The 12,764-nt window shown below is 38.3% G+C and carries 12 protein-coding genes and 1 tRNA gene; 7 read left to right on the forward strand and 6 right to left on the reverse strand.

Translation table 11 applies throughout. The annotated features are described in order from the left end of the window. Nucleotides 1-2 precede the first annotated feature (2 nt). From arsS to ACFOSX_RS06300, 4 genes are all read right to left on the reverse strand, one after another. Nucleotides 3-1,067, reverse strand: a complete 1,065-nt coding sequence (gene arsS / locus ACFOSX_RS06285) for an arsenosugar biosynthesis radical SAM (seleno)protein ArsS (RefSeq protein WP_386098121.1) — start codon at nucleotides 1,065-1,067, stop codon at nucleotides 3-5. Nucleotides 1,068-1,112: 45 nt separating this feature from the next. After that, complete coding sequence (locus ACFOSX_RS06290; RefSeq protein WP_386098123.1) at nucleotides 1,113-1,448, reverse strand: arsenosugar biosynthesis-associated peroxidase-like protein; 336 nt, start codon at nucleotides 1,446-1,448, stop codon at nucleotides 1,113-1,115. A 121-nt stretch (nucleotides 1,449-1,569) separates the two neighbouring features. Further along, nucleotides 1,570-1,854 (reverse strand): GIY-YIG nuclease family protein, encoded by a 285-nt coding sequence (locus tag ACFOSX_RS06295; protein ID WP_386098125.1) that lies wholly within the window; start codon nucleotides 1,852-1,854, stop codon nucleotides 1,570-1,572. A 79-nt stretch (nucleotides 1,855-1,933) separates the two neighbouring features. After that, nucleotides 1,934-2,009 (reverse strand) — tRNA-Phe (locus ACFOSX_RS06300). Between the two features lie 462 nt (nucleotides 2,010-2,471). On the opposite strand from ACFOSX_RS06300, the gene ACFOSX_RS06305 reads away from it, so the two are divergent. The 7 genes from ACFOSX_RS06305 (at nucleotide 2,472) to ACFOSX_RS06335 (ending at nucleotide 10,345) form a co-directional block, all read left to right on the forward strand. Then, nucleotides 2,472-3,200: a type III pantothenate kinase gene (locus ACFOSX_RS06305; protein ID WP_386098127.1), complete on the forward strand. Its 729-nt coding sequence runs from the start codon at nucleotides 2,472-2,474 to the stop codon at nucleotides 3,198-3,200. Further along, nucleotides 3,200-4,528 (forward strand): hypothetical protein, encoded by a 1,329-nt coding sequence (locus ACFOSX_RS06310; protein ID WP_386098129.1) that lies wholly within the window; start codon nucleotides 3,200-3,202, stop codon nucleotides 4,526-4,528. The genes ACFOSX_RS06305 and ACFOSX_RS06310 overlap by 1 nt, the downstream gene beginning before the upstream one ends. Nucleotides 4,529-4,543: 15 nt before the next feature. Then, nucleotides 4,544-5,899 (forward strand): tetratricopeptide repeat protein, encoded by a 1,356-nt coding sequence (locus ACFOSX_RS06315; RefSeq protein WP_386098131.1) that lies wholly within the window; start codon nucleotides 4,544-4,546, stop codon nucleotides 5,897-5,899. A 3-nt stretch (nucleotides 5,900-5,902) separates the two neighbouring features. Further along, on the forward strand, nucleotides 5,903-6,457 hold the full coding sequence (gene lptC, locus ACFOSX_RS06320; protein WP_386098133.1) for an LPS export ABC transporter periplasmic protein LptC: 555 nt from the start codon (nucleotides 5,903-5,905) through the stop codon (nucleotides 6,455-6,457). Between the two features lie 124 nt (nucleotides 6,458-6,581). Beyond that, nucleotides 6,582-6,785, forward strand: coding sequence for a hypothetical protein (locus ACFOSX_RS06325; protein ID WP_386098135.1), 204 nt, complete (start codon nucleotides 6,582-6,584; stop codon nucleotides 6,783-6,785). A 6-nt stretch (nucleotides 6,786-6,791) separates the two neighbouring features. Then, nucleotides 6,792-8,075 carry a hemolysin family protein gene (locus ACFOSX_RS06330; RefSeq protein WP_386098137.1) on the forward strand — a complete coding sequence of 428 codons (1,284 nt, stop codon included), beginning with the start codon at nucleotides 6,792-6,794 and terminating at the stop codon, nucleotides 8,073-8,075. Between the two features lie 119 nt (nucleotides 8,076-8,194). Further along, nucleotides 8,195-10,345: a SurA N-terminal domain-containing protein gene (locus ACFOSX_RS06335; protein ID WP_386098139.1), complete on the forward strand. Its 2,151-nt coding sequence runs from the start codon at nucleotides 8,195-8,197 to the stop codon at nucleotides 10,343-10,345. A 92-nt stretch (nucleotides 10,346-10,437) separates the two neighbouring features. Here the strand turns inward: ACFOSX_RS06335 and ACFOSX_RS06340 are convergent, their stop codons facing one another. After that, nucleotides 10,438-11,346: a GYDIA family GHMP kinase gene (locus tag ACFOSX_RS06340; protein WP_386098141.1), complete on the reverse strand. Its 909-nt coding sequence runs from the start codon at nucleotides 11,344-11,346 to the stop codon at nucleotides 10,438-10,440. Between the two features lie 2 nt (nucleotides 11,347-11,348). Next, the gene (locus ACFOSX_RS06345; protein ID WP_386098143.1) at nucleotides 11,349-12,656 is read right to left on the reverse strand and encodes a hydroxymethylglutaryl-CoA reductase, degradative; all 1,308 of its coding nucleotides are present in this window, start codon (nucleotides 12,654-12,656) and stop codon (nucleotides 11,349-11,351) included. Between the last annotated feature and the right edge of the window lie 108 nt (nucleotides 12,657-12,764).

The following is a 12,764-nucleotide window of genomic DNA, read 5'->3' on the forward strand; positions in this document are numbered from 1 at the left end:
GATTAAGCCACGGAACCTTGACAGCTACTTCCGGCGCCAGCCGTACAGCCGTAGCAATGTTGCGAAATGACGATGTTTCTGCCTTCAAGTAGTTCAGTATTATAATCCGAAATGTGCTTCGATTTACTATTTACGGGCAATTCTAACATCTGGTTAAAATCACAATCAAACAAATAGCCATCCCAACTTACGGAAAGCGTGTTGGTACACATTACGTTTTCAACAGCCATCGGGTTATAGGCTTCCACCAAACTGTACATGTAGTCTTCGTAATTTTCTGAAGCAATTAAATAATCCAAGAACCTTGCAATCGGGAGGTTTGTAATAGCAAACAGATTATGAAACTGAATCCCAAAATCTTCAAGTAATGCTTTCTTAAAATCTTTTTCCATTGAGGCTTGGTCACCAGGCAAAAATGCGCCTGAAGGATTGTAGACCAAATCTAATTTTAAATCGCTATCTGGCATGCCGTAACCTACAGCATTTAGTTCTTGTAAGGCCTTAATAGACATGTCGAAAACGCCTTCGCCTCTTTGTTTATCGGTTTTACCTCGAGTCCAATGTGGCATGGAACTTACGACATGAACGTTATGTTTTTTGAAAAACTCCGGTAAATCATAATATTTTTTATTGGCTCTAATGATGGTAAGGTTAGACCTTACAATAAAATCCTTAACGCCAATCTTTGAGGCTTCCTCAACAAACCACCTAAAATTAGGGTTCATTTCTGGGGCACCACCGGTTAAATCCAAAGTATGAGCCCCTGTGTTTTTCAGCACGTCCAAAATCTGTTGCATGGTCTCGCGCGTCATAATTTCTTTTCGGTCTGGACCAGCGTCTACGTGACAATGCTCGCAGACTTGATTGCACATGTAACCCACATTTACCTGAAGAATTTCCAAAGGTTTTGCCTTTAATGGAAACTGATTAGTTTCTGCGATTTTATTTTTGAAAGTTGGCAATTCTCCACTTTGAAAGATGCCGTTAGATAGTATTTCGAGCTGGCGATTGCTTTGCGCCAAATCGCTATCCCGTTTTTTTAAAGATTGTGTTTTTAATTTCCCCATTCTAAAGTTTTGCTGTACTACTTACGTAAAAATTGGGTGTACAGTTTACATTTCTAATTTATTAACCTTGTTCATCATTTGCACGCCATGGACAAGCGTTGCACCACTTTTTATGGCGGCGCCAACATGTATGGCCTCCATCATTTCTTCTTTGGTCACGCCACGCTGTAGTGAGTCTTTGGTGTAAGCGTCAATACAATACGGACATTGCTCCGTGTGGGCAACGGCTAAGGCAATCAATGATTTTTCGCGTGCTGTGAGTGCGCCTTCTTCAAAAACCTTTCCGTAATAATCGAAAAACTTGGTACCAAGTTCTTCACTCCATTCGGTGATTTTCCCGAACTTTCTTAGGTCGTTAGCGTCATAATAAGGTTTGGACATAGCTACTGTTTTAAAACATTAGGATTTTGGTCGAAGGTAAGTGTATTAGATTACAGAACAAAATGGGAAAAGTTTGTTGGAGAAGAAAGAAATCAATAAACCATTGATTTTGACTTGAACCTCAACCTCTATTCTTCAGTAAATCAGACAAAATAGTTGAGTTGTCAATAATCTTTTCAATAAATTTTCTGCTCTTCATGCGTTTAATAAAAGTCTCTAAGAATAGAGCATCGGTTCTATTTATAGTTTGAAAAGAGAGTTTTAGAATCCAATCTGATGTAGAACTCGTGAAGCTAGATTTGTAATGTTTGGTGTTATGTTGTAGCACGCGCTCCTCTAAATCAACTGTTTCGCCTACATAATACTTGTCAAGTTTTTTTGAGTAAATGATGTAGAGGAAATGCATGAAGTTCTTTAGAGTAGAGAGTAATTGTAAAAGCACAAAGAAACAAAAAACCCCGACAAGAAACTTGTCGGGGCTAAAATGGTGGTGCCTCCAGGAATCGAACCAGGGACACAAGGATTTTCAGTCCTTTGCTCTACCAACTGAGCTAAGGCACCATTTTCATTTTCAATATTTCAATAGTTTCAAGAAGGTGCTATATCCTTGGAAACTTACCGATTTTATGGCTTCAGTTCTTTGCTCTACCTCCCGACGCTTCGGGATGAGCTAAGGCACCATTTTCATTTTCAATATTTCAATAGTTTCAAGAAAGTGTTATATCCTTGAAAACTTACCGATTTTATGGCTTCAGTCCTTGCTCTACCTCCCGACGCTTCGGGATGAGCTAAGGCACCATTTTCATTTTCAATATTTCAATAGTTTCAAGAAGGTACTATATCCTTGAAAACTTACCGATTTTATGGCTTCAGTTCTTTGCTCTACCTCCCGACGCTTCGGGATGAGCTAAGGCACCAGTTGGTTCATTACTAAAGCGGGTGCAAATATAAAGTCATTTTTAGTTTTAGCAAAAAGAAATTTACAAAATTTGATTTTATAAATTTACAGTTCTAAGGCAAGCTATGAAACTTATAATCGACGTTGGGAATACTTTGGTGAAATGTGCTGTTTTTCAGGATTCTGAAATCGTTGAACATGTAAGCTTCAAATTATCGCGTTTTGTTTCAGAATTAAAAAGTCTCCGGAAAGCGTTTCCAGCTATAGAAAAGGCCATCATTTCCTCTGTAGGTAGATTAAATGAGAGACAGCTTCATGTGTTACGTCAGCATTTCAAACTTTTACAGTTAAACTCCGACACCAAATTACCCTTTAAAAATCTTTATGCGACCCCAAAAACTCTTGGCGTTGACCGCTTGGCTTTGGTGAGTGCATCGGTAAAATTTTATCCCGATAAAAATGTACTCATCATTGATGCTGGCACTTGTGTAACTTATGATTTTATTACTTCAGAAAATCATTATCTGGGTGGGGCTATTTCGCCTGGTTTACGACTTCGGTATAAGGTCTTAAATAATCTTACGGCCAATTTACCGTTATTGGATACAAAGGCTCCTGAGCATTTTATAGGCAACAGTACCAACGAAGCCATTCACTCTGGCGTCGTTAATGGTTTAAGCAGGGAAATCGACGGGGTAATTAATGACTATGGCGCCAAATACCCAGATTTAACAGTTATTTTAACAGGGGGAGACGCTAAATTGTTGTCAAACCAATTAAAAAATAGCATATTTGCCGTCTCGAATTTTCTTCTTGAAGGTTTGAATTTTATTCTAGACTATAATTCAAAATAATGATAAAAAAGGTCGTTGTAATTCTCATTACAATCTTTAGCTGTTCGTCATTTGCGCAACAGGGTACTGCATCGCCATATTCTTTTTATGGTATTGGCTCTCTAAAATTTAAGGGTACTGTTGAAAACCGAATGATGGGAGGCATCAGTGTCTACATGGACAGCATTCACCTTAATTTACGAAATCCGGCGAGTTATGCTGGTAAAAATATTGAAGCGGCGCCGTATGATGGTGAAAGTAGACCGGTAAAATTCGCTGTCGCTGGTACGTTCAATACTTTAAATTTAAAGACTAATAATTCCAAAGAATCAACTAGCACAGCTGTGTTTGATTATATCGCCTTGTCCTTTCCGGCCGGGAAATTAGGTTTTGGATTTGGCCTTTTGCCATTTACTTCTGTTGGATATAAGTTGCAAGATACCGATGATGACGGTAATCTCCTCAATAGATATCAAGGCGAAGGCGGACTAAATAAAGCTTATTTTGGTGTGGGTTACCAATTGAGTCCAAAATTTAGAATTGGAGCAGATGTCAATTACAATTTCGGAAGAATTGAAAACAGTGCTCTAGCATTTGTCTACAATGAAGACGGAGAATTGGTGCAGTTTCAAACTAGTGAAAACAACCGTTCAGACTTGAGTGGTCTCAATATTAATTTTGGAGCCATATATAAAACTAAGATTTCGGATAAATTGGACTTTTCTGCGACCGCAACTTTTGCGCCTGAAAGTAATTTGAGTTCGGAAAATCAAAGGTCTATATCTACTGTAGCAGTAAATGGTAACGGTGATGAATTTGTGCAAGATACAATTGAAGTAGAGTTAGATAACGGCTCGCAAAACTTAAGAGAAACCGATTTGTCCTTACCATACAGATTATCATTTGGTGCAGGTATCGGCGAAGCCCAAAAATGGTTTATTGGCGCAGAGTACGAAGCTCAGAACACAAGTGTTTATGCCAACCCTTTAATTACTGATTCTGGGACGGAGTTTGAAAATGCTTCAAGAATTTCAATCGGTGGATTTTATTTGCCAGACTATAATTCGTTTTCAAAATATTTAAATAGAGTGGTTTACCGTGCAGGCTTTAACTTTGGAAACTCAGGTTTAGTGGTAAATAATGAGTCTATAAACGAGTTTGGCATGTCTTTTGGATTAGGATTACCAGTTGGCGCAAATTTAGGAGGAGTTTTCTCTGAATTAAATGTCGGTTTTGAATACGGCCAACGCGGAACCACAGATAGTAATTTAGTAAAAGAGAATTTTTTCAACCTTAATTTAAGTCTATCCCTAAGTGATAGATGGTTTAGAAAAAGAAAATATAACTAACAAAACAGAAACACGATGAAGACGAAAATTACATTAGTACTGCTCGCATTGGTCCTTGGTTTCAATATGGGACACGCACAGCAAGATGAGGAATGTATGACAAACCTCCAGATTTTTGCACCTTATGCAAAAGCTAAAAAATATGATGACGCTTATGGTCCTTGGAAAAAACTTTGGGAAAAATGTCCACAGTTTAACCAAGCGATTTACGCTTACGCAGATAACATTTTAGAACATAAAATTGAAAACTCTACGGGTGCTGAGCAGTTAGGTCATATTAACGACTTATTGAAGGCCTATACCCAATACAATGAATATTTTTCATCTAAGATGCCTTTAGGTAAAATGCTAGTTGAGAAAGCACAGTTGTCTTATAAGTACAGAAAAGAGTTAGGTAAAAGCGATGAAGACTTATACAATATGTATAATGAGGCTTTTACTAAAGACGTAGAGAATTTTACAAGCCCACAAGGATTGTATACATACTATTCTTTAATGGTGGATTTATTTGATGCTGGTAAGAAACAAGCTCAGGAAATGTTCGATAAGTACGATGATGTTATGGACAAAATCGAAACCGAAATTGACGATAACTCAAAGAAGTTGAATAAGCTTGTGGAAAAAGAAGAAGCTGGCACGGCATTGACAAGCAGAGAAGGTAAATTGAAAAGACAGTATGAGCAGTACTTAGAAGTTTATGATAAGATTACAGGTAGCATGGACCAAAAATTAGGTAATAGAGCAACTTGTGAGGTTTTAATTCCACTTTATCAGAAGGACTTTGAGCAGAATAAGAATGATGGTCTTTGGTTGCAGAGAGCTATGAACAGATTATATAACAAAGGGTGTAAGGATGATCCAATGTTCTTAAAAGTGGTGCAGCAGAAAAATACTATTGAGCCAAGTGCAGATACAGCATTTTACTTGTACCTTCTAACTGATGAGCAAAAGTATTTTGACCAAACGGTTCAGTTGGAAACGGATCCTATCAAAAAAGCAAAGCTTTACAAAAAGATCGCTAACGATTTTAAGAAAAGAGGAAGTTACGGTAAGGCAAGACAGTATTACAGAGAAGCAATGCAGTTGAATCCTTCTGACGGTAGCCCACACATTCAGATTGCCATTATGTATGCGGCTAGTGCGAACAGCTGTGGAGATGACAACTTTAGCAAGAGAGCAGTATTCTGGTTAGCAGCTAACGAAGCTGAAAGAGCTGGTTCTAAGGATTCTAGATTAAGAAGTACGGCAGCACAATACGCCGCAAACTATAGAGCAAAAGCACCAACGACTTCTGAGATTTTCTCAAAAGGTAATAAAGGACAAACGATTAGCATCGGATGCTGGATAGGTGGTTCGGTTAGAGTACCTTAATCAATGACAGTATATACAAGATATATTATAAATAGCATGGTTGTAGCATTAGCTGCGACCATGCTTTTTTCTTGTAAAAACAATTTTAATGAGGTACAGCAGATTGGTGTGCTTCAAAATGCGCCAATAGGTGAGGCCGATACCATTCACCTAAAGCATACCGATTCGTCTAAACTTATAGCGGATCTCAAAAGTCCAAAGATGTTCGATTATTCCAATCGTCCGTTTGGCTATTCAGAATTTCCCAAAGGAATAGAGTTGACAATTTTTGATAAAGAGGGCAATCCCAGTAAAATCTTCGCAGACTACGCGATTTCCTACTTAAATACAGATCTTATCGATTTACGGGGTAATGTGCTTTTGGCAACTTATACTAAAGATAGTCTCTTTACTACCCAAATGTATTATGACCAAAAGAACGAGTGGGTGTTTACCAACGAGGATTATAGGCTAAAAAAGGGATACACTGATATAAGCGGTCGTGGTTTTGATTCCAGTCGTAATTTCAAAACCTATGAAATGCACGAGCCTTCAGGACCTATAGAGTTTAATAACTAATTTTAGTATTAAATTTTCACTTCGCAAGTACCGATGATTCAGGAGCGCCCAGTCGCAACCTAATTCACTTATAGTATAAAGAAGAGTTTCTTAATTGATATATTTGCCTAACTAATTCATCATAATGGCTATTCTTAAATTTTTTCAGTACGCATACTTAATTTTTGCTGCATTGTTTTTATACGATGCTGTTTCTAACTGGTCAACAGACCGAACACGTGCTTATATCTCTTTATTGTTTGTTGCCGTGGCTATCTTTATGTTTTTCTTTAGAAAGCGCTTCAGAAAAAAGTTTGAAGACCGTAATAACCAGAATAAACCTAAGTAAACCACAATGGACATCGTTATCATTGTAGTGTCATTGTTGCTATCGGCCTTCTTTTCTGGGATGGAGATTGCTTACGTCTCTTCCAATAAAATTCATATTGAAATTGAAAAGAAGCAGGGCGATTTTCTTGGGCGGATTTTAACCAAGCTTACCGCAAAACCTTCAAAATTTATTGCTACGATGCTTATTGGAAACAATATAGCCTTAGTGATTTATGGATTTACCATGGGTGATGTTTTGGTACGTTGGTTTCAAGGGTTTCTGCCTTCCGACTCTACACTAATTAATTACCTGTTTGTGGATTTACAACTTCTGTCACAAACGGTGATTTCCACCTTAATAATTTTAATTACGGCTGAATTTTTACCAAAAGTCTTTTTTCAGATATACAGCAACACCATGCTGAAAATATTGGCCATTCCAACATATATCTTCTATTTACTCTTTTGGTTCGTGTCCGATTTTGTCATTTGGATATCCGATGCAGTCCTGAAAACCGTCTTTAAAACCGAAGGTGACCAAGTAGCCCTTGCTGTTTCAAAGGTAGAATTAGGTAACTACATTACCGAGCAAATGGAATCCGTAGAGGAACATGATGAGGTGGATAGCGAAATACAGATTTTTCAGAATGCGTTGGAATTTTCCGAAGTAAAAGCCCGCGAAGTTATGGTGCCACGTACCGAACTGACGGCAGTGGAACTGTCGGAATCTCTCGATAATCTAAGGCAACTCTTTATCGATACTGGTTATACCAAAATCTTGGTATATAAAGAATCCATTGACGATATTCTGGGCTATGTACATTCGTTTGAATTGTTTAAAAAGCCAGAATCCATTGCGTCGATATTGATTCCTGTGAGCTTTGTTCCAGAGACCATACTCATTAAAGATGTCCTTAATATTCTAACCAAAAAGCGCCGAAGCATAGCGGTGGTGATTGACGAATACGGTGGAACATCTGGTGTGATGACCGTTGAAGATATTATTGAAGAACTATTTGGTGAAATTGAAGACGAGCATGATAGTATTGCCCTTACCGAAAAACAGGCACCCGATGGCAGTTTTACTTTTTCGGCTCGCCTACCTGTAGACCATATTAATGAAACCTATAAACTTGACCTGCCCGAAAGCGACCAATACGAAACCTTGGGCGGGATGATTGTGCACCAAACACAGGATATTCCGGAGTTGGATGCCGAAGTAATTGTAGGAAAATATCGCGTAACGATTAAAGAAGTATCGTCTACCAAAATTGATATTGTCCATCTTAAGGAAATCCCTTCGGATTAATCGGATTTACAGTGGATAAAAACTAGTTTTCTCCTTTTATTATTTGCTAGAAAAACCTATTTTCGCACACTAAATTTTGAACTTGCAACCCGAGTTCTAGACTAATACAATAGCATAAAATGGCAGTTTTAAATAAAATTAGACAACGTTCAATGGTCCTAATCCTTGTGATTGCTATGGCCTTATTCGCCTTTGTAATTGGGGATTTATTCCGTAATAGCGATGCACTTACAGGAAGTTCCGTAGATACCATTGCAACGGTAAATGGAGAGGATATTAATCGTGAGGAATTCATGTTTAAGGTTGAAAACCTACAGCGTAGAATGGGGCCGAACAGTACATCTGTACAGACCATGAACAATGTATACAATCAAGAATTAAGAAGAATAATTCTTCAAACTGAGTACGATAAATTAGGCCTTTCAGTTGAAAAAGACCAAATGCGTGAATTATTACAGAATAGTTTTGGTTCATATCCTGAGTTTCAAAATCAGGATAGTATTTTCGATGTAAATCGTATGAATGCTTTCATCGCTAATCTTAAGGAGATTGCGCCGCAACCAGCACCGTTGAGTACGTTTCAGATTAACTACCAACAGTGGAATGAAAATGAGCAAGCCATTGCGGCAGGTGCTCTTCAAAATGATTATTTCAATTTAATCAAAGCAGGATTAGGTGCTACGGTCGCTGAAGCGCAAGACGAATATGTGGCGGATGCTAAAAAAGTAGATGTACGTTACGTGCAAGTGCCATTTACATCAATCGCGGATAGTTTGGTTGAGGTTTCTAAATCTGAAATTAAAGCCTATATGGAAAAGAACAAGGAGAAGTATCAAGTTGATGCCACTCGTGAGATTATCTATGTCCAGTTTGATGAAGTTGCATCTCCAGAAGATGAAACCATCATGAAGGATAATTTGTTAACCCTTAAAAATGACCGTGTGGAATTTGTGAGTGCAGAGCGTCCCAACGATACTATAAAAGGATTTGACAATACAGATAACATTGAAGCTTTTGTAAACGCTAATTCTGATTTAAAATATAACGATGTCTTTTTAAGAGGCGGTGAATTACCAGCTGCACATAAAGACAGTATTTTAGGCACTAATGTTGGTGGTTACTACGGCCCTTACAATGACAATGGATTCTACAAACTATCTAAGGTATTGGAAAAGGAAACACGTCCAGATTCCGTTAAGGTAAGACATATCTTAATTCCTTACGCTGGAGCAACACGAGTTGATCCAACAATTACCATCACAGCAGAGGAAGCAAAAGCGACTGCCGATAGTATTTTTAACGTTGCTAGCCGTAATCGTTCAAAATTTCAAGACTTATTAGAATTGTCTTCAGACAAAGTGAGTAACGAAAATGATGGTATTATTGAGTTTGCCTACAACCAATCTTTTGCACCAGAGTTTAAATCGTATTCATTCGATAATAAGATAGGTGATATGGATGTAGTTGAAACCTCTTTTGGATATCATGTTATTGAGATTTTAGATCAAACAGGTCTTAATCCAACAGTAAAGTTGGCAACTATTGCTGATAAAATTGAGCCTTCGGAAGAAACCATCAATGATGTTTACAATGCGGTAGGTAAATTTGAAATCGCTTTAGAAAATGGTGATTTTAGAACTATTGCTGAAGAGAAAGGATTATCCGTTCGTCCTGCAACGTTTAAGGAGTTGGATGAGAATATTCCGGGTCTTGGAAGTCAGAGACAAGTGGTACGGTGGTCTTTTGAAGATGATACTGAACTGAATGATTATAAGCGTTTCCCAATTGCGGGTCGTGGTTTTATCATTGCGCAATTGGTTGATATTAATGAAGAAGGGTTAATGGATGTAGACAATGCTACTACACCAGTGTTAGCTGAAGTCCGTAAGGAGAAAAAGGCTAAAATGATTATGGATAAGATTTCTGCTACTAGCGTTGATGATATTGCAAGTGCCCAAGGCCAGTCTGTAAAAACGGCTAGCGGTTTAACCTTGAAGAATACGACGCTTTCAGGAGCTGGTGCCGAACCTAAAATTGTAGGTGCAGCTTTCGGTTTAAAAGAAGGTGAAACATCAAAACCAATTGTTGGAGATCGTGGGGTTTATGTATTGGAAGTGACCAAAGTGACCGATGCACCTGCATTGGATAATTACACTGCTGTTAAAAACAGATTAAGTACAGCTAGAAGAAATACAGTGCAATCTAAGGTGTTTACGGCATTACAGGAAGCTGCGGATATTGATGATAACCGTGCGAAGACCGTCTACTAAAATTTTATAGGGTAGATATTTATTCCAGCATCAAAATAAACAAGCAAGGCTACTCATTTGAGTAGCCTTTCTTGTTTTGCAACCCCCAAAATCTATAATACCATATCGGCATAAGGAATCACCACGGTAAACCCCTTGTTTTTAAAATAATCGGTTGGATCATCATTTGAGCAGGCCAAAACAAAATCACCGCCCCAAGCACCAAGACTTTTAAGCGTGCCATTGAAATCTTTAAATTGATCTGAGACTTTATGTTGCCTTGTTAATTTTGAAATCAAGTCTTCATGTGTTTCTAACAAGCTCTTAAAAGTTTCAAATGAGGTGCAATCCAATAGGGCTTCCGTTATGGCAGAAATTTCAGTGATGGCCTTTAAATCCTTGGATTGTGTTTTGTAATAGGCAATACCATCCCTACTGTTTTTCTTTTCGTTGAGATAGACGAAATAGAGATGTTCCTTGAATTCAGGATTGAAATCTACGGATTCAACACTTGCTTCTCCATTGTCTAATCGGTAGATTAAAGGCGATTGCTGTTGCGCACAGGCAATATCGTAACCACTGCCACCGAAGGTTTCTTGGAGTAATGCATAAGCATCAATGTTTGCCCAATCTGCCAAATTATTAATGAGTGTAGATGAAGTACCCAAGCCCCATCGACGATTAAAATCTTGTGTGGTTTTAAAATGGACTCCAGTTAAGTCTTGAAAAATTTTAGGATTTAAATCATCTAATACTTTTAGAATTTGAACAAGGCGTTGAGCAACATCACCATCTGATGCTGAGGTGGTTTTGAATTTACCATCCTTAAATTGAAAAGCACCTTCAAACCAAAGGGACTCAGTTTCATCGTAGCTCTTCCAAAGAATGGCCTTTGTATGTTGCTCAGAAACTTCAAGAGTCTGACTGTATGTCGTCGGAATCGCTAGCGCTTTGGCGCCGTCCAAAACCACATATTCGCCAGTGAGTAAGAGCTTACCATGACTTTTAAAGTGCTTCGGCATGATTAGTGTCTTAGATTTTCTAGAGCGCTTACTACGGCACTATGACTGACAGTTTCGGTTTTAAAATGTTCAACTAGAGCTTTCTTTTCTGTAGCATTGGCTCCAAACTGATTGAGAATATTCATCAAGTGCATTTTCATGTGGCCTTGTTGAATCCCCGTTGTTGTCAATGATTTTACGGCGGCGAAGTTTTGTGCCAATCCGGCAACAGCTACAATTTTCATAAGTTCTTTTGCATTTGGTTGGCCAAGCATTTCCAGACAAAATTTTACCAATGGATGCAAACGCGTTAAGCCGCCAACGGTACCTAAGGCCAACGGAATTTCAATCCAAAATCGAAAAGTATCATTGTCAATACTGCAATGGGTTAAGCTTCTGTATTGTCCATCTCTCGAAGCATAGGCATGAATGCCAGCTTCAACGGCTCTAAAATCATTTCCGGTGGCGAGAACAACGGCATCTATACCATTCATGACACCCTTATTGTGAGTTACAGCCCGGAAAGGTTCCACTTTTGCGATGTCAATTGCCTGATTAAAACGTTCTGCAAATTCCTGAGGGTCTACGATATCCTTGTCCTTTAAATCGGAAATCGGGCAACGTACTTCAGCTCTCACAATACAATCTGGCACATAATTGCTTAGAATACTCATGACGATATCCAAATTGGAACTGTCCGTGTTAAAAGCATCAAAACCAGTTTCAAATGTCTGGGCAAACTGTTCCAAACATGAATTTATGAAATTGGCGCCCATGGCATCCAAGGTTTCAAACGTGGCGTGCAGTTGATAATAATGGTCTAATTGCTCCGTTTTGTCACGCAATTCAATATCTAAAATCCCGCCACCGCGCTTTTCCATATTTTTAGTTATGGGTTTGGCCTCTTCAAAAAGGCGCGGTTTTATATGCTGAAAATAGGACTGTAGGGTATCGTAATTGCCATTATATATAAAATGGACCTGTCCGACTTTGGTGGTAGACAATACTTCTGCTTTAAAGCCGCCGCGTTCTAACCAAAATTTGGCCGCTTTACTGGCGGCAGCCACCACTGAACTTTCCTCAATGGCCATGGGTACAGTCACTAACTTGTCATTAAGCAAAAAGTTAGGCGCAACGCCTAAAGGCAGATAGAAGTTAGAAACGGTATTTTCAATGAATTCATCATGCAATTGTTGCAATTTTTCATCAGCGTTGGCATATTGCTCCACGGTTTGTTTTGCATCTGTACTACCATCAAAATAGGTGTTAATCAGCCAATCAATCTTCTGGGATTTGTTCCATTTTGAAAAGCCAGAAATGGGTTTTTGCATCTTCAAATTCATTTAAATAACAAAGATACTAGGATTGGCACAAATTGTGTGCTTATTGCGCTATAATTGCCGATTTACTGTTAATAATAGGGGATTTTTGTATTATTT

This window comes from Winogradskyella maritima, from assembly GCF_042650215.1.
Classification (GTDB): Bacteria; Bacteroidota; Bacteroidia; order Flavobacteriales; family Flavobacteriaceae; genus Winogradskyella; species Winogradskyella maritima.